This window comes from Embleya sp. NBC_00896 (assembly GCF_045207785.1).
Lineage (GTDB): Bacteria > Actinomycetota > Actinomycetes > Streptomycetales > Streptomycetaceae > Embleya.
In genome coordinates, this window is record NZ_CP108777.1 from 1020861 (window position 1) to 1042002 (window position 21142).

Here is a 21142-nt window from a genome sequence, read left to right on the forward strand (position 1 = left end):
GGTCCAGGCGGGTGACATCGCGTAGCCCTGGGGCGTTCGCCGGCGTTGAGCACGGCATGACCCAGACCCGACGTATTCTCACCGCCGTCCTCCTGACCGCGGGTGCCGCCGTGCTCGCCGCCCCCGCCGCGAGTGCGGACACCACCGGTCACGACGTCGCCGTCACGACCCCCGACCGGACCGAGCAGCCCGACCCGGCGACCAACGCCTCGCGGGCGTACACGGTGCTCACCTCGTCCGTGGACGCGGTCGCGGACGGCATCACGGGCTGAACGCCGCCGGGCCGGGTCGCCGCGGCCCGGTGGGGACGGGCGCGCCATGGTCCCGAGGGGACGTCGGGGTGCCGCCGGCGCCCGTGAAGCCTTGCCCGGCGTGCGGTGACGCCGGCAGCCTGATCCGATGATCGACGCGACGGATGCCACAGGCGCCACCACCGGTGTGGATACTCCGGACATATCAGATGGTTCCGGCGCCGGAGCGGTCGTGGGCGACCCCTTCATCGAGCACCGCAGGCTGCTGTTCGGCACCGCCTACCGGATGCTGGGCAGCGTGGCCGACGCCGAGGACGTGCTCCAGGACGCGTGGTTGAGCTGGAGCGGGGCGAATCGCGACACGGTCCGCCACCCCAAGTCCTATCTGGTGCGCACCGTCACCAACCTGTCCCTGAACCGGCTCACCTCCGCCCGCGCCACCCGCGAGAGCTACGTCGGCCCGTGGTTGCCCGAGCCGTTGCTGACCTCGCCCGACGTCGCGGAGGAGACCGAACTGGCGGACTCCGTCTCCTCCGCGATGCTGGTGGTCCTGGAGAGCCTCACGCCGGTCGAGCGGGCGGTGTTCGTGCTCCGCGAGGTGTTCGGCTACTCGCACGCCGAGATCGCCGACGTCCTGGACCGTCCGGAACCGACGGTCCGCCAGATCGGCCACCGCGCCCGGTCCCACGTCCAGGCCCGCCGGCCGCGCTTCGACAGCGATCCGGCGCAGCGCCGCGAGGTGACCGACCGGTTCATGGCGGCCTGTGCGGGCGGCGACCTGAACGCGGTGATGGAACTGCTCGCCCCGGACGTCACCATGTGGAACGACGGTGGCGGCAAGGTCACCGCGGCCAGGCGCCCGGTGCACGGCATGGACAAGGTGGCCCGTTGGTTCCTGGGTGTGCTCGCCAAGCCCGAACTGGCGCCCATGTCCTTCCGGACCGCACACCTCAACGGTGAACTCGGCGTGCTCTGCGTCGTCGGCGATGTCCCGGTCGGGACGCTGACCTTCGACCTGTCCGACGGCCTGCTGTGCAACCTCCGCTTCCAGGTCAACCCGGACAAGCTCGCCGGCGTACAGCCCGACCGGACGCTGTGACGCGGCGCCGGACACTCGTTCGGACGTTCGGATGTTCGGACACCCGGACCTCCGGGCCCTCCGAGTGTTGGAGTGTTCGAGTGTCCGGGCGCTATCGCGTGGCAATGCCCAAGTGCCGTCGCAGGAAGTCGAGTTGATGGAGCAGGAGGTTCTCGAAGACGTGCTCGTCCGCCGGGGCGTGCCCCGTGCCGGTCAGTGGTAGGACTTCGTGCGGGCGCCCCGCGGCGAGCAGTTCGGCGGACAGGCGCAGGGTGTTGGCCGGGAAGACGTTGTCGTCGGCCAGGCCGTGGATCAGGAGCAGCGGCCGGGTCAGCTGTGCCGCCGAGGCCAACGGCGAGCATGCGTCGTAGCGTTGCGGGTGCTCGTCGGGGTGGCCGAGGAAGCGTTCGCGCCAGTGCGTGTCGTACAGACGCTGGTCGCTGAGCCCGGCGCCGGCGATGGCGGCGTGGAAGACGTCGGGGTGGCGCAACACCGCCGCGACGGCCAGCGTCCCGCTGAACGACCAGCCCCGGACGGCGACCCGGCCCGGGTCCAGCTCGGGGTGCCGGCGCACGGTCTCGCGCAGGGCGTCCACCTGGTCGTCCAGAACCGGGCCGAGGATGTCGCCGGACACCTCGCGCTCCCAGGCGGGGCCGCGACCGGGCGTCCCGCGGCCGTCGGTGATCAGCACGGCGAAGCCCCGCTCGGCGAACCACTGCGAGACGAACTGCATCGGGCCCTGGTTCGCGGTCACCCGCTGCAACGCCGGGCCCGCGTAGGGATCGACCAGGACGGGCAGTCGCGGGTCGCCCGCGCGGTACCAGGAGGGCAGCAGCAGTCGACTGCGGAGCTGGCGCGCCGTGGTGGTGAGGTCGATCGAACGCAGTCCCAACACCGGCTGCGCGCCGTGCGATTCGATGGTGACGGCGGGCCGATCCGGGCGCAGCACCGTGGTTCGGGAGCCGGGACGATCGGGGGTGCGGGCGACGTGCACCAGGGTGGCGCCGCGCTGTACGCCTGTGTGTACGCCCGGTTCGGTGTCGAGCGGGGTCGCCTCGCCCTTCCGGTACGTCCACAGGTGTGCCTCGGTGGGGTCGGTCGACGCGGTGAACAGGACGTCGTCGCCGTCCACGCCGAGGACTTCGCGCACGTGCAGGCCGGGCGGGGTGACCGCGACGCCGTCCACGGTGAGCCGTCGGGCGCCGGGCGTGTCGGCGTGCCCGATCAGCGCGCCCGTCGCGGTGCGCGCGGGGGTGCCCGGGAGCAGGTGTACCCAGTGCGGGTCGCGCCGTTCGGCGAGCAGGCGGGTGCGGCCGTCGTCGGGGTCGACGGCCAGGGTGTGGACCGTGCGTTGGTCGCGGGTCTGGACCGCCGCGAACGGGCCGTGTGCGTCCCAGCCGGCGGCGGTCAGGTATTCGAACGCCGCGCGGTCCCAGGGGACTTCGATTCGCTTGCCGTCCAGGGCGACCAACCACAGGCCGACGTCGGCGTTGGTCGTCCCCGCCGCCGGGTAGCGCACCGTGCGCGGTGGGCGGGCCGGATCAGCCGGGTCGGCGATGTGCCACAGCGGCACGGCGCTCTCGTCCACCCGGGCGACCAGGAGTCGGGTGCCGTCGGGCGACCACCAGTAGCCGCGTGAACGGTTTATCGACGCGGACGCGGCGTACTCGGCGACGCCGAACCGCACGTCGGGGCGGTCGCCATCGTCGGGCCCGGCGACCTCGCGGTCGGCCGACCCGTCCGCCTCGATCACCCGCAGCGTGCCGCCGGCGACGTACGCGATCCGCCGTCCGGTGGGGTCGGGGCGGGGGTCGAGCACCGGTCCCTTCGCCGGCAGCCGGCGGACCCGGCCGGTCGCGACGTCCACCACCCACAGTCCGCTCGGCAGCGCGAAGGCGGCGAGGGTGAAGGCGTCGTCGGTGGCGTAGGCGGTGATCCCGGCGTCCGTGCGGAGCTCCGCCGGGTCCACGAGCAGGCGTTCCGCTGCCCGGTCGGGGGCCGAGTCCGGGGCGGGATCCGGGTCCGAGTCCGAATCCGGGGCCGGGGCCGGGGCCGGGTCCAGGTCCAGGACCCACAGGCACGCGGCCGGATCGTCGCCGGACCGGCCGCGAAGGAACAGGACCGACGCCCCGTTCGGGGCGACGGTGATCGCGGAGGGGACGCCGAGGGTGAAGCGGCGCGTGCGGATGAACTGGCGGGGCAGGCTGATCGTCGACATGCGGTCAGGTTGTTCATACGCGTCGTGCCCGGTCCAGGGTTTCGCGCAGCGGCGAAACAAGGCGGCGCGTTCGGCCGAACGGACCACCGGCGTCGTTCTGATCGGGTTGGACACGGCAGCGGAGCTCGAATCGGCCTGAGCGTCACCCCCGATCGACACAGTCGAGGATCCGGCCGTCGCTGGTGCCGATCAGGAGTCGGCCGGGGCCGGGACCACCATCGAAAGCGGTTCAACCACGAACCCACCGACGCGCAGCCGGTGTTGCCATCGAACACGACCGTCGACGGCGTCGAGGGCGACGATCAGGCCGGACTTGAACGCTGCGTAGATCGTGCCGGTGCCGGTGTCCTCGTCCGTGTCGACGTCCAACGCGGTGACCGGGTCCTCGGCCGTGAACACCCATTGCGCCGCGCCGTCGGGGAAGCTTCGGCGTACGACGAAGGTCTCGATGATCTCGCGTCCCCACAGCCGTGACACCTCGCCGGCATGGACCAGCGCCGACCCGGCGCGGTCGGTGATGCGCAGCGCGGGCCCGCCGTACACGAACGCGTCACGCTCGGCGTCCCACTCCATCGGAAAGAGCGGGCGGACCTCGGGGGCGTCGCCGGGCCCGTGTGGCGGATCGACGGCCACGACCCACACGTCCCGGGTCGTGTCGCGCGGGTCCTCGGCCTCGGCGCCTCGCAGGAACAGGAGTTCGTCGCTGTGTCGGACCGCGAGGTAGGGGCTGGTCGTGGTGCCGTAGTAGCCCAGCGCGAACTCGCTCACCGGCCCGCCTTCGGGCGGCACGAGCGCGGTGAGTGGCGATCGGACGCCGCCGTCCCACGCGCCGCCTGCCGCGGGATGGATGGGTTCAGCACGGATCGGCTCATGGCGCGGACTCCCGGTCGGCGGCCCCTCACGGTCAGCGCATGTGGAGCTTCTCGCCGCCTTCGGCGATCAGTCTTCCGTCCGCGCCGTAGGCCAGGAGCCGGGCGTGGTCGGTGTTGGTCGCGGCGATGGAGAAGCCGCGGGCGCCGTCGATGCGGCGGTCCTCGATCGGTCCGGACGTGGTCATGCCGGGAGGTCCCAGCCGGGGACCGTACACCGGTCCGCTGCCGGGGCCGGGCTGGGGTAGGAGGGGGACGTCGACGGCTTTCGTGCCCTCGACGGGGACGAAGACCAGGCGGGCCACCTCCGGGCCGACTTGGCCCTGAATCGTGACCATCCCGCCCGGACCACCAGCCCCACCACCGAAGTTGAGCTGCCGTCCGCCCACCGGATCCACCGAGCTCTGGCACGCGTAGCCGACGGTGCCGTCCGCCCGTTGCATCGACCCGTACGTGTCGCACCCGTTCGTCGGCGGCCCCCACAACGCCTCGTCGCGATGGCCGGGCGTCTCGAACCGCACGGCGATCGGCGATTCCCGGACGAGGAGCATCACGCCGCCCGCGGCCACCGCGAGCACGCCCGCGTACGCCATGGCCGTGCGCGGGCGTACCACCAACCGCACGCCCGGCAGGAGTCCGACCGTCGCCGGGGCCCGATCCCGTAGCGGCGCGAGCCCCCACGTGCACACCGCGAGCGCCGCGAGCAACCGCACGTTCTCGCGCGCGAAGCCGACCGGGAGCCACCCACCCACGCTGATCGTCATGGCCACGAGCAGCACCGCGCCCCACAGCATCCGGGCCTTGCGGGGACCTGCGACCAGCAGGAGACCGGCCAGGACGAGCCACACCTGGTGGTGCGTCCACGACACGGGCGAGGCCATCACCGTCGCGCACCCCACGACCACCACGCCCTGCACCGACCGGCCCTCACGATGGCACTGACGCGCACCGACCAACGCCACCACGCACACCAGCGCGGACAGGAGCAGCCACGCCGCGGCGCGCTCCGGCGGCACCACCCCGACGCGAATCAGCGCGCCGTTGAGCGACTGGTTCCCGGTCGCGGCCAGGTTCCCGATCCGCGAGGTGCTGAAGATCGCGTCGGTCCAGAACGTCGTGGACGCGGCCGGCCACAACAGGTGTGCCAGACCCGTACACGCCGCGAACGACGCAGCCGCGCGCACCGCGTCGCGGCGCCGACCCGTGATCCACAGATACGGCACGAACAGCAGCGGGGTCAGCTTGATCGCCGCCGCGACACCGATCAGCACCCCGCGCACGGGACGCGGCGTCAGGTCGAGTGCGTCCACGATTGCCAACAGCACCCGGCCGTCGCCCGTGCGAATGCTGCCGCCCGCCTCGGACGCCGGCTGATCGACCGATCAGCCGAGCGCGGCGACCGCTTCGTCGATCGTTGTCCGGCCGCCGATCAGGTCCAACGACAGGCCGGCCGTGCCCGGTGCGAGCAGCAGCCCGGCAAGCACGGCGGCGACGTCGTCCCGGGTCACCGGGCCGCGGTCGGTGTGCGCCGCGAGGGTCACCGCGGGATCCGCTCAGGACACCCCGAGCGCGCGCAGCAGGGCCGTCGTGGCGATCGCCGCGAGGACCACCGCCGGGAATGGCGCGCGGCGCAGGGCGAGGGCTGCCGCGACCAGGACGCCGGCCGGTCGGGCCCAGCCCGCGAAGCCGTGGCCCTGGGTGAGCGCGCCGATGGCCACGAGCGAGATCAGCAGTACGGCGGCGGCGACCGCCAGCAGGCCCTGGACGCGTTCGGGTACGTGCAGCCGGTCCCGGGAGACCGGGCCCACCAGGCGGAAGGCGTAGGTTCCGGCGGCCAGGAGGACGATGGCGAGCAGCGGCATCAGGACGCCTTTCGGGACGGGTCGGGCCGTGGGTCGGGGTCGGGTCCCGGGTCCGGGGCGGCTTCGACGCGCGGACGCAGCAGCACCGGCAGGACGCCGACCAGCGCGAGCAGGACCGGCACGCCGGCGGGCAGGAACGGGGTGCTCGCGATGGCGACGGCCGCGCCGAGCAGGGCGGCGTTGCGGGTGTCGCGGTCGCGGAGCGCGGGGAGCACGAGCGCGAGCAGGACGGCGGGGAACGCCGCGTCCAGACCCAGCACGTCGGTGTCGCCCAGGCCGGTCCCGGCCAGCGCGCCGATCACCACGGCCACGTTCCAGGACACGAACACGCCGATCCCGCAGACCCGGAACGCGGCACGGCGCTTGGCCGGATCGGTATGACGCAGGGCGAACGCCACCGACTCGTCGGTGATCAGGTGGGCGCCCGGCAGGCGGATCCGGCGGCGGCCGTCGAGCACGTCGGCGATGGCGAACCCGAACGGCAGCAGGCGGGCGTTCAGGATCAGCGCGGCCGTGACGGCGGCGATCGGGCTGCCGCCCGCGAGCACGACGCCCACCGCGGCGAACTGGGCACCGCCCGCGAAGACGATCACGGACATCACGATCGGCACCCACGGTTCGAGGCCGCCGGAGACGGCGATCGCCCCGAAGGAGGCGCCGACTATCGCGTCGGCGAGACAGACCAGCAGGATGTCGCGGAGCGTGCCGCGATCGAGTGTTCGGTATGACGAACGCATATCCGGTACAGTGAACGAATCAGCGACGTTCGTCAAGTCGAACAAAGCGACGTCTGGAGCGAACATATGGGCAGCGCCAGCGCCCCCATCGAACCCGGAACCGGAACCGGAACCGGAGCCGACCCGATCGCCTTGATCGCCGCATCCGTCCGGCGCGAGCGCAACCGTACGGGCCTGTCCCTGACCGAGTTGGCCAAGCGCGCCGGCATCGCCAAGTCCACGCTGTCCCAGCTCGAAGCGGGCCAGGGCAACCCCAGCGTGGAGACCCTGTGGGCGCTGGGCGTCGCCCTCGGCGTCCCCTTCAGCCGGCTGGTGGACCCGCCGCACAGCAACGTCCGGGTGATCCGCGCCGGCGAGGGACCCGTCACCCACTCGGAGCAGGCCGACTACTCGGCGACGTTGCTCGCCGCCTGCCCACCCCACGCCCGCCGGGACGTCTACCGCCTGGTCGTCCAACCCGGCGAACCGCGCACCTCGGCCCCACACATGCCCGGCACCACCGAGCACGTGGTGCTCGCCACCGGCCGCGCCCTGATCGGCCCGGTCGACGCCCCGATCGAACTGACCCCGGGCGACTACGTCACCTATCCCGGCGACGCCCCGCACATCTTCAAGGCCCTCGAACCGGACACCACCGCGGTCATGGTCATGGAGCACATCTGACGCGTCCGACCGACCCTTGCCCCCGCCGATTCACCCGGCGAAGTCCCCCGGCGTGGCCCGGGTCGCGGACCGGTCGGCGACGCCGCCGCGCCACCGGCCACCGGGCCGTGTGGGGCGTCCTCCCTCGGCCGGGGCGTGGCGGCTCAGGAACAGCAACACCGTGGGAATCACGATCGCGCCCGCGAGCATGCTCAACAACAGCCTTCCCTGCGTGGGCGAGAGGTGATGCAGCAGGCGGACGTGGATCACGAAGTGCGGCCCGGCGAACACCAGATACACCGCGAGGGCGGTCCGGACGATGGTCCGCCGCATGGTGACGACGCCGACACCGAGCACGACCGAGGTGGCCAGGCTCATCGCGCCGTAGTCCATCATCAGGTGCGCGTTGTACGCCATCCCCATGCCCACCCACTGGACGTCGAAGAAGGAGCGCGGGAACAACAACGCCCAGCAGCCGACGCCGAACTGGACCGCGGTGAGGAACGCCAGGCCGGCACGCAGCCAGGCGCGCACCCGCGTGTTCCCCGGTGCGGAGCCGGCACCGCCCACGTCGGGGTCCGCGCTCGGGACTGCGTTCGGGTTCGTGTTCGGGTCCGTGTTCGTCACGGGTTGCCGCCTTCCGTGGAGCGCGGTGACGGCACCGGTCATCGCGCGGCTGTCGGGTCATCGCGTCCGCGGGCCTGCCGCGTCGGCGATCACCAGCAGAGAACCGGACAGCCCCGCCGAATGTGACAGTCGGCCGCGCCCGCCCGACCGCGACCCGCCCATGACATGGGACGGGCCCGGCGCATGACGCGTCGGGCCCGTCCGTATTCGTGTTCGTGTGCGTGTTCGTGTGCGTTCGTGGGTCGGCGACGCGGCCGACCCGACCGGTGGCGGCCGGCTAACCGGTGGCGGCCGGGTAGGGCCAGGGGTTGGCGGTGCAGATGGTGCCGTTGTCGGCCTTTCGGCTCTTGGTCTGTTGCATCATCACCGGGGCCAGGCCGCCGGACGCGCACCGGGTGGAGTGCTGGTGGCCCAGGCGGTGGCCGACCTCGTGGTTGATCAGCATCTCCCGGTAGCCCACTATGTCGTCGCCGTACGCCGTCGAACCCTGGGCCCAGCGCCAGCCGTTGATCATCACCCACGGCGTTCCGGTGGCGTTGCAGGACACGTTGTTCCTGCTCGTGTCACCCACTATCGGGGAGCAGATCCGGTGCAGGGTCCCCGGACTGGACAGGCGGATCACGAAGGACGCGCCTCCGCTGTCGGTGCGTTCGAAGGTCTTGCCGTCCCTGGACCAGCTGCGCGGATCGTTGAGCGTGCGCTGGACGATCGCGGCGAACAACCCCCCGTCGAGCGCGAGGCCCTCCTCGATCTCCACGCGGTACGTGACCTTGCGGCCCGTCCCGGGTGCCGCCTCGTCACCGGGCACGGTCGTGAACTTGCCGCCGAGCCGCAGCGTGGGTTCCAGCGGAAAACGCACCGCGATCCGGGCCGCGATGTCCTCCGCCGACGGCGGCGATTCCGAGGCACTCTCCGCCGGCCGGTCCGGTAAATCCCGCCGGGCGGAAGGCTCCTCGGGGGCGATCGGCGGTACCGGCGGGCCTTCGGACAACGAGACCTCGGCGTCGTCGCGGTCGGGCGCCGAGTGGTTGCCCCCGGAGACCTTCGGCACGACGGCGAACACCAGCAGCGCGCCGGCCACGATGCCCGACGCCGTCAACACGCGGGTCCGCATGCGCGAGCGGGCCCGGGCGCGGGCTCGGGCGCGCGTCCGGGTCTCGGCGCGCGCGGGCGATTTCGATCGACGACCCATGTTGTGCGTACTCACCCCATCCCTGTCATGGTTTCCTCGAGCCGCCGGGCGACCGATTCCCAGCGCGGGTTCATCGCGATCTCCACTCCCTGCTCATCGGAGAACGGCAGCTTCCGGAGGGCGTTCCCGGGGTTCTGCCAGTCGAGCGGTCCGTTGCCCCAGATCAGCCGGAGCGTGCTCGGGCCCAGGGGCCTCGCCACGCCATGGGCGAGGAACCCGCCGTCGCGGGCGGTGAAGGTCTCCGCCGCGTACATGTCCAGCCCCCTACCGGGATTCGTGCACGTCACCGTATGGGTGACCCCGTGATCGTCCAGGCCCTCGCCCGTGGGTGAGGCGTTCTTCCGGCACGCTGTCAGCTCGATCGGTTTGATCGTGAGGGACACGCCGACCGGTCCCCGTCCGTCGTCCCACGTCAGCTCGGCCGAGATGCCGGCCTCCGGGGTGTACCGGGTGATCAGCGCCGACGGGACGCCGGCCGCCGGCAGCAGTTTGGGCAGCACGTCGCCGAGCTCCCGGGCGAGGGCCGTGCGGATCTCGTCGCGTGAGGGATCCGCCATCGACGGCGGGCGCGACTCGGGTCCCGTGGCCGAGGCGGGCACCGTGGCCGAGGCGGGCGCCGCGGCCGAGGCGGGCGCCGCGGCCGAGGCGGGCCCGGCCACGCGTCCCGCGCCGGGGCCGTCGTCGTCGACGGGGGCGACCACCGCCGCCACGCCGACGATCGCCAGTGCCGCCGCGGCCGAGGCCGCGATGCGGACGAGGACACGCCGCCTGCCGCGCGCCGCCGCGCGTTCGACGACCGCCGCCATCGGTCGGCTTCCCTGGCTGGTCAGTTCATCCTGCAACTGTCGTCTGAAGGCGCCTTCCAACGCCTGCTCCCGTTCGAGTTCGAGCTGACGTTCGAGTTGGAGTTCGACGTCGAGTGCGGATTCGGTTTCGCGTACGGGTGCCCGATCGGGGTCCGGCTTCGGGTCCAGCTCCGGTTCCATGTCACCTCCTCCATTGGTCATCGGTCGTTTCGGGGAAATCCTTCGTGGTCTTCTCATCCGATCGTGTTCCGCTCAGCTCACCAGCGGATTGACCATGAGCGTGCCGCGCAGCCGGGCCAGCGCGCGCGGACCCGCGCTCTTCACGGCGGACCGGGACATGCCGAGCATCTCGGCGACCGCCTCCACGCTGTGGTCCTCCCAGTAGCGCAGGACCACCACCGCCCGATCGCGCGGCGGCAGCAGCATGAGCGCGTCGATCAGTGTCATTCGTACGTCCGGGCGATCGGCCGCGGCCGCCGCGTCGGGCCTGCGTTCGAGTGCCGCGGCGTCGATGCCGGGGATCTCGGTGGAGCTTCGGCGGCGCCTGCGGTCGAGATAGGCGTTGAGGAGCACACGTTTCGCGTACGCGTAGGGCTGGTCGGTGTGCTCGATCCGGCGCCACGCGACGTACAGCTTCTCCAGGGCGATCTGGGTGAGGTCCTCGGCGAGATGCCAATCGCCGCACAGCAGGTACGCCGTCTGGCACAGGCGCTGCGCCGAGGTCCGGGCGAACTCGGTGAATCCCTCTCGACCCTGCGGGCCCATCCCCGACCTCCTCCCTTCGAGCTGTATCCGTCCCTGATCCATACGCATCGGGGGATGGAATGGATGCATGTGTGTTGGATCACAACAGACGACATGACACCGCCGTCCGCCGGGCTGTGGGACCGGACAATGGCCATCCCGCTCGCCGCCCGGGTGCAAGGAAGGTGATCGGGATGGTCGCGGCGCCGAAGTCGACGTGGCGGATGCCGTGGCCCCGGACCCCGCGATCGAATTGACCCATGCATTCGGCATCGAAGTGCACCATGGGGCCGGTCGAATACGCCGATAGATTCGTACCAACGAACGGCGGAACCGGGCAGCGAAAGCAAGCACCGACCGCCCGCAGGACCCACCGAAGACCCCCTTCCGAGGAGCGACCATGCCCGCGAACAACATCGACCCGACCAACCTGAGCAACCTGACCGACCTGACCGACCCGAACAGCCCGATCCTGGTCCGCACGCACGACGCCGAGGTCGTCCAGGACGGCCCCACCAGCCTGATCACCCTGCTCGCCGACACCCCCGGGCTCACCGCCAACCTGGCCACCTTCGCCAAGGGCTCCCCCGGCGCGCCGGCCCACTTCCACACCCGGGCCAGCGAGATGTTCCACGTCCTCGAGGGCACCATGCGCATCCTGCTCGGCGAGGAGATCGTCACCCTGGAGACCGGTGACTTCCTCGTGGTGCCGCCGACCGTGCCGCACGCGTTCGCCCCGGCGCCGGACACCGAGGCCAAGATGCTCGTGGTGTTCACCCCCGGCATGGACCGCTTCGACTACTACCGACTCCTGGAGCGCGTCCACAAGGGCGAGGCCGACATCGCCGAACTCCGCGCGACGTCCGAGCGCTTCGACAACCACTACGTCGACAGCCCCGTCTGGCGCCGGACCCTGACCGGGGCCTGAGTCGTAGGGGCCGGCCCACGGCCCGCTGTCCGCGACCGCCGGACGGTTTCCACCGAGCCCGTCCGGCGGCCGGGACAAAGTCTTCCCGGCCCGCCCCAGCAAGGAGTCACGATGAGCACGACCCTGAGCACGGCCCTCGCGCCCCGGACCATTCCCGTCCGGCGCGACGACACCGCGGCGACTCGCCCGCGGCCAGTGCCGCGCCCCACGCGGACCGAACGCCCCGTCCCCGCCCTCGTGTTGGCCCTGCTCGCCGCGCCCGTGGCGATCACCGCGAACAGTCCGGTACTGATCCTGCCCGGCATTTCCGCCGACCTGGGCGTCTCGGTGGCCACCGGATCGTGGCTGGTCAGCGTGTTCGGCTGGGCGATCGCCATCGGTACGCCGCTCGCCGCCGCCCTGATGCGGCGTCGCGGCGCGCGCGTCACGCTGACCGTCTCCGCCGCCCTGGTCGCCCTCGGCACGGTCGTGGTGGCCCTCGCGCCGTGGTTGCCGCTGCTGATCTCGGGGCGGGCCGCGCAGGCGTTCGGCGGTGCGGGGTTGACCACCGTCGCGATGAACCTCGCGGGGTCGGTCCGCCGGATGGGCGTGATCACCGCGATGTTCGGGATGTTCGGCGCGGTCGGCCCGACCGCCGGTGTGCTGATCGGGGGCGCGCTGTCCTGGCGCGTCGCGCTCGTGGTCTCGGCGGTGGGCCTGCTCGCCGTGCCGTTCGTGGCCGGACGTGCGCCGGCGCGGCCCCCCGCGGCCGAGTCGGGCCGGTTCGACCTGACGGGGGCGCTGCTCCTGGCGGCGCTGGTGTCGGCGCTCGTGCTCGTCCCGCAGTACCCGCTGCCCGCGCCGATCGCCGCCGTCGTCGCGCTCGCGATCCTGGTGGTGCGGTTGCGGGCCCGGCCCGACGGGTTCGTCCCGGTCGCGGTGCTGCGCAGCCCGACGTTCGTCCTGGCCGCCGTCGTCACCCTCGCGTTGTCCACGTCCTACTTCACGCTGCTGTTCGCCGTACCGCGACTGCTCGCCCGGGAGACCGGCTGGAGCACCGGTCACATCGGTCTCGTCCAGATGGCCGCGCTGCTGGTCGGCTCGGCGGCGACCTGGGGCTTCGCGACCGTCTCCGGCCGGCTGCGCAGGTCGACCACGCTCACCGTGCTGATCGTGCTGGGTGTGCTGGCGCCGTTGACCGCCGTCGTCGGCCCGTGGGCGCCGCTGCTGCTCGGGGTGACCGCGATCGCGGTGTTCACCGCGACCTCCGGCCAGGCCACCCTGGCCGTGCTCGCGGCCGGGTCGGCGCCCGTGGCCCAACGGCCCACGGCGATCGGGCTGTTCAACCTCTGCTACCTACTGGGCGGCGCGTTCGGCCCGGCTTTGGCCGCCCTGCTCGTGATCCGTTGAGTTCGTCGCCTCGCGGCGGTCCGGAACGACGACTCGACGGCTGCGTTGCGGGCCTGCCTCGGTGAGCATCCAGGTCTTTTCGGCCTGGCACACCCGGGTACGGCCCGCGATTTCCGCGCGTCGCGGTCAGCTGGAGTGGCCCGGCTCCAGATCCCGGACATCGGCGAGCATCAGGAGTCGGGGGCGCTCCTTGGTACCGCGGCCGGCGGCTTCCAGCGGTTCGAGGACGAAGCCGGTGTGGTCACCGAGGGCGACGGTGTGCAACACACGACCGACGAATCGATGCGGGCACTCCGTCAGCAGCGGGACACCGTCGGGGCCCTCGGTCCACGCGCAGTGCGCGAACTTGTCCGTCAGATCGCCGGTCTCCTCGCCGAACAGGGCGGCCAGCGGGTGCTGACGCGCGTTCAGCGCGTGCACCGCGAGCGTGCGCGCGGCTTCGGCTACCGCGTGCGTGTGGTTGGCGACCGAGACGCAGACCAGGAACCGCGGCGGGTCGATGCTGCATTGCGACGCGAACCCGACCAGGCAGCCGGACGGTTCACCGGAGTCCGGGCGGGACGCGGTGACGACGAACATCGGATAGTCGAGTCCGTCGACGAACTCGCCGAAGTCGCCGATGTCGCCGGCCCGGTCGCTCGGACCGACCGGGTCGCCCCGATCCGTGTCGCTCATCGTTTCCGCCCTTCCGCACCCCGCAGTGATCGTCCAGAGGTAGGGGTAGTGCCCACGGAAGGTGTACCTACTCCGGCTTTCCTTCTACGGGTGCATCCTGGCGCCCTTGAGAATCTTGTCCACCACGTTGCGCGGGCCGTATACCGCCATTCCCACCAGGTCGAGATCGGCCCGCGGAATCGCCCGCACCATGGCGCGGTTGTCGCGGTCGTTGCCCGTGCCGAAGAGGTCCGAGGTGAACACCGCCATCGGCAGGTCCCGGCCGAGTGCGCGGGTGTGCGCCGAGGTCAGCGCCTCCTTGGTGCCCTCGAAGACCAGCACCGGCTGGCGGAACATCGGCAGGTACTCGGTGTCGTCGGCGTCCGCGTAGGGCTCGCCGATCACCTCCGGGACCCGGCTGCCGATGCCGCTGACCACGAAAGCGGTGACGTTCAGGCGCTGCCACGTGGGCAGGTCCTCGCGCAGCAGGACGGCGATTTTGGTGTCGAAGCGGACGGGCGCGTTCTCGGATGCCATGCCCGGAATTGTTTCCGAGTCGCCGGAAGCGAGTCTTGTACGATCCTTGCATGATCGCCGGCTCGGACATCGTCGCGTGGCGCCCGCCCGTGGCCGGGGTGACCGAGATCCTGCACGCGCACATGACCGACCACGTCTATCCGATGCACACGCACGCCGCGTGGACGCTGCTGATCGTCGACCACGGCATGGTGAAGTACGACCTGGACCGGCACGAACACGGCCCGCTGCGGCGCACCGTGACCCTCCTGCCCCCACATGTCCCACACAACGGCTGCGCCGTCACGCCGGCGGGCTTTCGCAAGCGGGTGCTCTACCTCGATTCCACACAGGTGGCCGACGAACTGATCGGACCCGCCGTGGCCCACCCCGTACTCGACGATCCCGGGCTGCGCCGGCGCGTGCACCAGTTGCACACATCGTTGCTGCACGCCGGCGAGGAGTTGGAGGCGGAGAGCAGGCTCGCGTTCGTCACCGAACGGCTGCGCGCGCACCTGCGAGGCCGGGTCGTCGACCCGCCCGCCGTGCGCGACCCCGGGATCGCGCACCGGTTGCGCGACCTGCTGGACGAGCGGTTCGTGACGGGCCTGACCCTGCGCGAGGCGGCCGACCTGCTGTACGCGCACCCCACCCACCTCGTGCGGGCCTTCAGCCGGGAGTTCGGGATCGGACCGCATCAATACCTCACCGGCCGCCGGGTCGATCTCGCGCGCGGCCTGCTGCTGGACGGAATGCCGGCGCGCACCGTCGCCGCGACCGCCGGGTTCTACGACCAGTCGCACCTGACCAGGCACTTCAAGCGCCTCCTGGGCACCGGCCCCGGCCACTTCGCGCGCACCGGGACCCGGCTGACCGCGACCCGGGCGGCCGCCGCGTCGAACAGGCCCACGCGCCGGGGGCATCGGCGGCCGCCGGAACACCCCGGGCAGGCGCTCTCGTGACAGGTCGTCGGCGGACTGTGATGGGGTGTTCGTCGTAGCGTCGCGCGGCCGCCCGGCCGCCCGACGGGTCGAAAGCGGTGAACGACGGAGGCACGCACGGTGACACACGGGGCGACGCGGAGGTACGCCCGGTCCGGCGAGGTGCTGCTCGGACTCGCGGTGGCGGGCGGCGAACCCGGTGACGCGGGGCGCCTGCGGCATCGGCTCGGTACCGCCGAACTCAGCTTCCTGAGCGATGTGTCGCTGCCGATCGCCGCGCGGGAGGCCGCCGTTCGCGATCGCGACGTGCTCGTCCGCCGGTCCGTGGCCCGCAATCGCCGGGCCACGGCGGCCGACCTGGCCACGCTCCTGGAGCAGCCCGACCCGGTCGTGGACGCGCTCGTGTACCGGCACGCCGCCGCCGTCCCGTGGATGCGGCGCGCGGTGCTCGCGCCGGGCCGGCACACCGCCCCGGGTGCGCTCGGCCCGCTGTGGGAGGAAATCCGCGCGAGCACCGAGGATCCGCCCGAACGCCCGCACTTCGTCGCCGCCGCCGTGGTGTCCGCCGTCCCGGAACTGGTCGAACACGCGCTGCGCGTCGGCGGTGCGCGCCTGACCCGGGCCGAGCAACTGGGCGGCCTGCTGGGGCTGTTCCGAGATCCCGAGCGGCTGCGCGGGTTGCTCGTGGACGTGCGCGACGCGGACCCGCCGCCACCGCTGTACCCCGACGTCGCCGCCATCGCCACCGCCGCCCTCGACGCCGGCCCCGCCCACCTCCGCGAGGCCCTCACCGCGGCCGAGAGCCTCGACGGCCTGGTGGCCGGTCTCCGCGCCGGCGAGCCCGAACCCACCTGGCGCCGCCGGCTCGACTGGGCCGGCCTGCACCTGGCCCACCGATCGCAGCCCCTCCCCGAGCCCGCCGCCGCGGCGCTGGCCGCCCGCCCCGACTGCCCGACCGGCGTCCTGGTGGACCTCTACCGCGCCCACCCGGCCGCCGTCGCGCACGCCGCCCCACCCAACGCCGCCCTGCTCCGGGCCGCCGCGCACACCCCGGGTCACCCCGAACTGGCCCACCTCGCCGGCACCACCACCGCCGCCGGACTCGCCGCCGAGAGCCACGCCCGGCTCGTCCTGTTCGCCGTCACCCCCGCCCGGACCGCCGTCGGCACGCTCGCGCAACTACCCCCCAGCACCGCCCTCACCGAGCTGATCCACCGTCACCTGGGCGCCTCGGCACCGCGTTGGGCGACCCTGCGGGCCACGCTCTCGCGCTATCGCGGCACCCTGACCGATCTGCTGACCGGCATAGCCGACGGTTCGATACCGGCCCCCGACGCCGGCTCGGCCGCGCCGACGGCGCTGGCCAAACCCTTGCGCTTCCTGCTGTACGCCGCCGACCACGACGACCTGCGCGACCTCCTGCCCAAGCTGCCCGACGCGCTGCTGTGCGAGCTCCTGGGCAGGGGCCCGCTCCCCCCACACGCCCTCGACATCGCGCTCGCCACCCCCGACCCGCGGCCGGCCGCCGCCATCGCCCGCAACACCGCCCTGGACCCGCGCGACCTGTGCCGACTCGTCGCCCGGGACGAACCCACCATCGACGCGGCCGTGTATCGCCACCACCACGCCCCGCTCACGCTGCGCCGCACGATCGCGTCGGGCCTGCCGCGCACCCCCGGCCGCACCGAATTCGTCCCCCTGGACTCCGGTCTACGCGCGGACCTGCTCGCCTGCCCCGACCAACGGCTGACCACGCCCCTGCTCACCAGCGGCGACCCCGACCTCGTCTACCGCGCGCTGCACTCGGCCGTCTCCGACGACGCGCGCCATTTCGCGGTCGTCCGGATCCACGAGCGCGGCGGCCCGGACGCGGTGCGCCGGCTCGTCGACCTGCTGGGCGGACCCGACGGCTCGAACCTGGCGGCCACCGCGGTCGCCGCGCTCGACTCGCCCGACGGGATGCGCGAACTGGCCGCGTCGGCCATCCCGTTCGAGGATCCCGACGCCCTGCCCCGCGTGTTCGCCACCGACCGCGGTCGCAACGCCACCCGCAGACTGATGCAGGCGATCGTGCACGAGCCCTACGTGTACGACCTGCCGCGCCTGGTCGCGACCCACCGCACCACGCCGTACGCGCCCGAGTCGATCGACGAACTCCTGCGCCACGAGCACGCCGACGGCGAACCCGGCCGCCTGCTGCGACTGGCCCAGGTCAATCGCGCGCACGGCACACGATCCGAGGCGCTCAACGCCGAACCCGTCGACCGGCTCACGGCCGTCCCGCTGCACACCGGCGACGGAGTCTGGGTCGACGGCCTGGTCGGCCATGGGCTGCTCGATCCCGCGCGGCTCGTGGACACCGCCCATCCGGCCTCGGCGCTGCTGTGGATCCTGCCCGAACTGGACCCGGAGACCGTGGCGAAGCCCATCCGCGACGCGATCGCGGCACTCGTGCGGACCCACCTCGCCGGTCACCCCGAGGCGGTGGCCGTCGCGCTCGGCCTGCTCGACACCTTCGCCGGTACCCTCGCCGAGCTGCTCACCGTCGCCGCCCAGGCGGCCGGGCAACGGCCGGACGCCGAGACCACCGCGCGCGGCGACGCGGAGATCGCCGAGTTCGCGCGTGTGCTCGCGGCCGCGCAGGCGCCGGGCGCAACCCGCGACCAGGTGGCGTCGACCCTGCCGATCCCGCCCCGCCAGGGTCCCAATCGCGATCGCACGTGCTCGCTCGCGGCGGCGCACCTGCTGCGCTCGCTCGTCCCGGGCGCGCCGATCCCGTCCGATCCGAGCGTGCTCGCGGCGTTCGCCGACACCTCGGCCGCCGACGCACCGGGCCTGTACCACCCGGAGTGGCTGCGCACGGCATGCGCGACCGCTCCGGCGGAGCGCACGCGCGAGCTCGTGCCCCGCATGCGACGGGACTTCCAGCGGCACGCCTCGGCCGCGCTGCGCTACCGCGCGGGCCTGATCGGACCCGCTCACCTGCTCGCCGCGATGCCCGCCCGCGCGCTGAACGCGCCGCGCCCGGGTGCGTTCGCGCAACTGCTCCGGCGGCCCCTCACCCGGGCCGTGCGCGCGCTGGTCGCCGAGCGACTGGGCACCGACCCGGACCGGTGGCTCGCCGCGCTGGCCGCGATGGAGACCGACAGCGCCGAGCTGCCCCTCCCCGAGCTGCTGGAACACGCCGCCGGGCAGGAGCCGCCGGCGCCCGCGCTGCTCTCGCCGGAGGCGGCGAGTCTGCTCGTGTACGCCGACCTGAGCGTGCTCCGCGCGGTGATCCCGCACTTCAAGGGGGACGCCCCGCTCGCGCTGGTGAACTACGCCAACCAGGGTCGGTTCGTGCACGACGACCTCGTCGAGTACGTGCTGGAGCTGCCCGATCGCGCCGCCGCGCTCGCGCTCGCACAGGGCCGGTCCCGGTCGGCCTGCGCGCGATACGTCCGCGATCGGCTGCTGAGCCTGCGCGATCCGATGGTCGACGACCGCCTGTACGGCGACGTCAAGCGCAGTGGCGACACGGCGGAGCGGCGTCGGATCCTGTCCCGCGCGGTCGACGACCCCGGACCGGTGTCGCCCAGGCTGCGGGCGCGGCTGCTCGAACCCGGCGTGTTCTCGAAGTACCGGGCGGACGCGCTCCTTGTGACCGTCGAGGCGGCGGACCCGGAGGTGGTCGCGGCGGCGCTGACCGCGCTGCGCGGAAAGCTTTCGCTTCCGGAGCAACTGGCCGCCGCCCGAAACTCGTTGCGCTTCGGCGGCCCGGACCACCTGCGCTCTTTGATCGACGCGGGACTGCTCGGCGCCGGCGCGATCCGGATCGCCAAGAAGGCACTGGACGCCGGCGGGGTGGACGCGGGCGTGGCCGTGCTGACCGCTCGCCTCGATCGCGAACGGTCCACCGCCCGGCTGGTCGCGAAGCTGCGCACGTGCGAGCGCGGTGCGGACGCGGAGCGGGTCCTCGAGCAGCCCTACGCCCGCGACTGGTCGGTGCTGGCCGCCGAGCACGCCCAGGAGCCGTTCGCCGCCGACGTGTGGCGGGCGCTGGCGGAGCTGCCGGACGCGCCGGACCACGTGGTGCTCGCGGCCGTGCAGCGCCTGTACTCCGGCGACGCGATCGATGTGGCGCGGCGCGGCCCGGAGGTGGCTCGGGCGGTGGTCGCGTGGGTGATACCGCATGGCGCTACCGGCGAGTGGTACGTCGTGGTCGAGACGCTCCTGGAGGAGGGGTTGCTGACCGCGCACGATCTGGTGCACGAGGTCGGGTGCGCGGATCGGGTGCTGAACTACGTCGCGGACGCGCGGGTTCGGATCGACCTGCCGGAGGCGGTGCGGGTGGCCGCGGACGCGGCGTGCGCGGAGATCGCGGCGCTGGCCGGTGAGTTGCTGGGTACCGAGGATCGGTCGTGGCAGCGGTTGTTCGCGGTGCTCACTGATCGGGACGAGTATTGGCGGCGGGCCGAGGGGCCCGCGGCCGGCGTTGCGAACATGTTGGCGCATGCGGGGCGGGCACCGTTGATCCTCGACTGACTTGGCCGGCCTGCGGCCCGCTTGTCCTCAAACGCCGGACGGGCTGGGAATGGCGGACCCGCCGTCTTCGGGAATGGCGGGCCCGCCGTCTTCGGGTGCCGGGTCAGGACGTCAGGTGCTTTTCCAGGTCGGTGAGGATCGAGTCGGCGGCCACTACGCCCAGGCCGAGATACCAGGTTTCGTCGGGGACCGTGACGGCCTTGCCCTTCTCGACCGCGCCGAGCTTCTTCCACAGGGGGTTGTCGGTCACCCGGGTCTGGGCCGTCTTGTCGGCCGGGCCGTACGTGCCCACGAAGATTCGGTCGGCGTCGGCCTCGGTGATCCGCTCCTCGGACAGCTCGACGGCCAGGTCGTCGATGTTCTGGTTGGCCGGACGGGGCAGGCCGACGTCCTGGAGCACGGTGCCGATCAGCGACTTGTTCGCGTACAGCCTGATCTTGCCCGGCATGAAGCGGACCATGGAGATGGTCGGCTTGTTCGGGCCGAGCTTGTCGCCGAGCGCCTTGGCCCGCGCCTGGTAGGCGTCCAGCTGCCGCTTGGCGTCCGCCGTCTTGTCCAGGGCCGCGGCGTTGAGCAGGAAGTTTTCCTTCCACGTGTAGCCGGGCCGGACCGAGAACACCGTGGGCGCGATCTTGGACAGCACCTGGTACTGCTGCTCGGCGCGCAGCTTGCTGCCGAGGATCAGGTCGGGCTTGAGGTTCTCGATCGCCTCGAGGTTGAGGTTGTTGATCGTGCCGACCTTCTGCGGCTTGCCGGCCTTGCCGTCCAGGTAGGCGGGCAGTTCCTGCGAGCCGTCGGTGAACGCGACGCCGACCGGCTGGACGCCGAGCGCCGCGACGTTGTCGAGCTCGCCGGTGTCCAGGACCACGACCCGCTTCGGTTGGCTCTTGAGCGTCACGTCGCCCATCGCGGTGCGGATCGTGCGCGGGAACTGCCCGGGGGCCGCGTCCGTGCCGAGCCCGGTGGTGACCTGGCCGGCGCTGCCGAACTCCTTGCCGCCCTGGGCCACGGCCGGCTTGGTCTTGTCCGAGCCGTCCGAGCTGTCGGAGCTGCCACAGGCCCCGGTGAGCAGGGCGGCGGACAGGGTCACGGCCACGGCGGCGATCCGGCGGCGAGGTATCGGCATGGGTCCTGGTTCCTTGGCGCGTGAAGGTATGGAGGTAA

At 72.7% G+C, this 21142-nt stretch carries 20 protein-coding genes; 7 read left to right on the forward strand and 13 right to left on the reverse strand.

The genetic code is table 11. The annotated features are described in order from the left end of the window. Nucleotides 1-56: 56 nt before the first annotated feature. Together OG928_RS37805 and OG928_RS37810 are read left to right on the forward strand one after the other, a co-directional pair. Complete coding sequence (locus OG928_RS37805; protein WP_331766517.1) at nt 57-272, forward strand: hypothetical protein; 216 nt, start codon at nt 57-59, stop codon at nt 270-272. A 127-nt stretch (nt 273-399) separates the two neighbouring features. Beyond that, nucleotides 400-1350, forward strand: coding sequence for an RNA polymerase sigma-70 factor (locus tag OG928_RS37810; RefSeq protein ID WP_331766518.1), 951 nt, complete (start codon nt 400-402; stop codon nt 1348-1350). Nucleotides 1351-1441: 91 nt separating this feature from the next. Here OG928_RS37810 and OG928_RS37815 read toward each other — a convergent pair whose 3' ends face one another. From OG928_RS37815 to OG928_RS37840, 6 genes are all read right to left on the reverse strand, one after another. Then, nucleotides 1442-3547 (reverse strand): prolyl oligopeptidase family serine peptidase, encoded by a 2106-nt coding sequence (locus OG928_RS37815; RefSeq protein ID WP_331766519.1) that lies wholly within the window; start codon nt 3545-3547, stop codon nt 1442-1444. 189 nt (nt 3548-3736) lie between these two features. After that, nucleotides 3737-4315 carry a hypothetical protein gene (locus tag OG928_RS37820; protein ID WP_331766520.1) on the reverse strand — a complete coding sequence of 193 codons (579 nt, stop codon included), beginning with the start codon at nt 4313-4315 and terminating at the stop codon, nt 3737-3739. Nucleotides 4316-4451: 136 nt separating this feature from the next. Continuing rightward, entirely contained in the window at nt 4452-5726 is a 1275-nt protein-coding gene (locus OG928_RS37825) for a glycosyltransferase 87 family protein (RefSeq protein WP_406291565.1), read from the reverse strand. Nucleotides 5727-5798: 72 nt separating this feature from the next. Then, nucleotides 5799-5957, reverse strand: coding sequence for a hypothetical protein (locus OG928_RS37830; protein WP_331766522.1), 159 nt, complete (start codon nt 5955-5957; stop codon nt 5799-5801). A gap of 12 nt (nt 5958-5969) precedes the next feature. Continuing rightward, the gene (locus OG928_RS37835) at nt 5970-6278 is read right to left on the reverse strand and encodes an AzlD domain-containing protein (protein WP_331766523.1); all 309 of its coding nucleotides are present in this window, start codon (nt 6276-6278) and stop codon (nt 5970-5972) included. Continuing rightward, entirely contained in the window at nt 6278-7015 is a 738-nt protein-coding gene (locus tag OG928_RS37840) for an AzlC family ABC transporter permease (protein WP_331766524.1), read from the reverse strand. The genes OG928_RS37835 and OG928_RS37840 overlap by 1 nt, the downstream gene beginning before the upstream one ends. A 66-nt stretch (nt 7016-7081) precedes the next feature. Between OG928_RS37840 and OG928_RS37845 the strand changes: the two genes are divergently transcribed. Next, nucleotides 7082-7678, forward strand: a complete 597-nt coding sequence (locus tag OG928_RS37845) for a helix-turn-helix domain-containing protein (protein WP_331766525.1) — start codon at nt 7082-7084, stop codon at nt 7676-7678. Nucleotides 7679-7708: 30 nt separating this feature from the next. Here the strand turns inward: OG928_RS37845 and OG928_RS37850 are convergent, their stop codons facing one another. The 4 genes from OG928_RS37850 to OG928_RS37865 all read right to left on the reverse strand — a co-directional run bounded on the left by OG928_RS37850 (nt 7709) and on the right by OG928_RS37865 (nt 11047). Further along, nucleotides 7709-8284: a hypothetical protein gene (locus OG928_RS37850; RefSeq protein ID WP_331766526.1), complete on the reverse strand. Its 576-nt coding sequence runs from the start codon at nt 8282-8284 to the stop codon at nt 7709-7711. A 277-nt stretch (nt 8285-8561) separates the two neighbouring features. After that, nucleotides 8562-9491, reverse strand: a complete 930-nt coding sequence (locus tag OG928_RS37855) for a DUF3152 domain-containing protein (RefSeq protein ID WP_331766527.1) — start codon at nt 9489-9491, stop codon at nt 8562-8564. Next, on the reverse strand, nt 9488-10462 hold the full coding sequence (locus OG928_RS37860) for a hypothetical protein (protein ID WP_331766528.1): 975 nt from the start codon (nt 10460-10462) through the stop codon (nt 9488-9490). The genes OG928_RS37855 and OG928_RS37860 overlap by 4 nt, the downstream gene beginning before the upstream one ends. Nucleotides 10463-10534: 72 nt before the next feature. Continuing rightward, nucleotides 10535-11047, reverse strand: coding sequence for a SigE family RNA polymerase sigma factor (locus OG928_RS37865; RefSeq protein ID WP_331766529.1), 513 nt, complete (start codon nt 11045-11047; stop codon nt 10535-10537). Between the two features lie 379 nt (nt 11048-11426). On the opposite strand from OG928_RS37865, the gene OG928_RS37870 reads away from it, so the two are divergent. Continuing rightward, a complete protein-coding gene (locus OG928_RS37870) occupies nt 11427-11954 on the forward strand; it encodes a cupin domain-containing protein (RefSeq protein ID WP_331766530.1) in 528 nt (175 codons plus the stop codon). A gap of 111 nt (nt 11955-12065) precedes the next feature. Then, nucleotides 12066-13343, forward strand: coding sequence for an MFS transporter (locus tag OG928_RS37875; RefSeq protein WP_331766531.1), 1278 nt, complete (start codon nt 12066-12068; stop codon nt 13341-13343). Nucleotides 13344-13469: 126 nt separating this feature from the next. Here OG928_RS37875 and OG928_RS37880 read toward each other — a convergent pair whose 3' ends face one another. Beyond that, the gene (locus OG928_RS37880) at nt 13470-14018 is read right to left on the reverse strand and encodes a flavin reductase family protein (protein ID WP_331766532.1); all 549 of its coding nucleotides are present in this window, start codon (nt 14016-14018) and stop codon (nt 13470-13472) included. A gap of 84 nt (nt 14019-14102) precedes the next feature. After that, complete coding sequence (locus OG928_RS37885; protein WP_331766533.1) at nt 14103-14534, reverse strand: DUF2000 domain-containing protein; 432 nt, start codon at nt 14532-14534, stop codon at nt 14103-14105. Nucleotides 14535-14584: 50 nt separating this feature from the next. Between OG928_RS37885 and OG928_RS37890 the strand changes: the two genes are divergently transcribed. Together OG928_RS37890 and OG928_RS37895 are read left to right on the forward strand one after the other, a co-directional pair. Further along, the gene (locus tag OG928_RS37890) at nt 14585-15475 is read left to right on the forward strand and encodes an AraC family transcriptional regulator (RefSeq protein WP_331766534.1); all 891 of its coding nucleotides are present in this window, start codon (nt 14585-14587) and stop codon (nt 15473-15475) included. 99 nt (nt 15476-15574) lie between these two features. Next, on the forward strand, nt 15575-19978 hold the full coding sequence (locus OG928_RS37895; RefSeq protein ID WP_331766535.1) for a hypothetical protein: 4404 nt from the start codon (nt 15575-15577) through the stop codon (nt 19976-19978). A 103-nt stretch (nt 19979-20081) separates the two neighbouring features. On the opposite strand, the gene OG928_RS37900 is transcribed toward OG928_RS37895, so the two are convergent. Further along, nucleotides 20082-21104, reverse strand: a complete 1023-nt coding sequence (locus OG928_RS37900) for an iron-siderophore ABC transporter substrate-binding protein (protein ID WP_331766536.1) — start codon at nt 21102-21104, stop codon at nt 20082-20084. Between the last annotated feature and the right edge of the window lie 38 nt (nt 21105-21142).

Coding starts and splice junctions, on each gene's coding strand:
- OG928_RS37880 (WP_331766532.1), bottom strand. CDS start 14,018: ATGAGCGACACGGATCGGGGCGACCCGGTCGGTCCGAGCGACCGGGCC.
- OG928_RS37875 (WP_331766531.1), top strand. CDS start 12,066: ATGAGCACGACCCTGAGCACGGCCCTCGCGCCCCGGACCATTCCCGTC.
- OG928_RS37870 (WP_331766530.1), top strand. CDS start 11,427: ATGCCCGCGAACAACATCGACCCGACCAACCTGAGCAACCTGACCGAC.
- OG928_RS37810 (WP_331766518.1), top strand. CDS start 400: ATGATCGACGCGACGGATGCCACAGGCGCCACCACCGGTGTGGATACT.
- OG928_RS37890 (WP_331766534.1), top strand. CDS start 14,585: ATGATCGCCGGCTCGGACATCGTCGCGTGGCGCCCGCCCGTGGCCGGG.
- OG928_RS37845 (WP_331766525.1), top strand. CDS start 7,082: ATGGGCAGCGCCAGCGCCCCCATCGAACCCGGAACCGGAACCGGAACC.
- OG928_RS37815 (WP_331766519.1), bottom strand. CDS start 3,547: ATGTCGACGATCAGCCTGCCCCGCCAGTTCATCCGCACGCGCCGCTTC.
- OG928_RS37865 (WP_331766529.1), bottom strand. CDS start 11,047: ATGGGCCCGCAGGGTCGAGAGGGATTCACCGAGTTCGCCCGGACCTCG.
- OG928_RS37840 (WP_331766524.1), bottom strand. CDS start 7,015: ATGCGTTCGTCATACCGAACACTCGATCGCGGCACGCTCCGCGACATC.
- OG928_RS37805 (WP_331766517.1), top strand. CDS start 57: ATGACCCAGACCCGACGTATTCTCACCGCCGTCCTCCTGACCGCGGGT.
- OG928_RS37900 (WP_331766536.1), bottom strand. CDS start 21,104: ATGCCGATACCTCGCCGCCGGATCGCCGCCGTGGCCGTGACCCTGTCC.
- OG928_RS37860 (WP_331766528.1), bottom strand. CDS start 10,462: ATGGAACCGGAGCTGGACCCGAAGCCGGACCCCGATCGGGCACCCGTA.
- OG928_RS37885 (WP_331766533.1), bottom strand. CDS start 14,534: ATGGCATCCGAGAACGCGCCCGTCCGCTTCGACACCAAAATCGCCGTC.
- OG928_RS37835 (WP_331766523.1), bottom strand. CDS start 6,278: ATGCCGCTGCTCGCCATCGTCCTCCTGGCCGCCGGAACCTACGCCTTC.